Annotated in this window: 1 protein-coding gene; it reads right to left on the bottom strand. The window is 60.3% G+C overall.

The features are described 5' to 3' along the window. Positions 1–20: 20 nt before the first annotated feature. Positions 21–252: hypothetical protein (locus AC1RPW_RS08580; RefSeq protein ID WP_481769542.1), on the bottom strand; the 232-nt coding region annotated here is incomplete at its 5' end.

Below are 252 nucleotides of genomic sequence, written 5' to 3'. Positions count from 1 at the left end.
GATGCTGGCTCCGGACGCGATCATTTCAGGAACCCCGCCAGCAGCTTCATCGCCTTGTCGAGCTTGGAGCCTTCGCGGTGACGAGTTGTCGCAGCTACGTGCTGCATGACAAGATGAAGCGCGTCCAACTGCTCACGAGTGAACCCTAGCTTGAACTGTTTCGACTCGGCGGCCACCGCACGGTCGAGCTGGCGCGATGCTTTCATGCGGTTCTGCTCGTCCAGATGTCCCTGATACAGCACGGCGGCTTCC

The sequence above is a fragment of the Dellaglioa sp. CoH-55-MRSF-8 genome, assembly GCF_056782195.1.
This window is presented reverse-complemented; position numbering and strand designations above follow the sequence as displayed.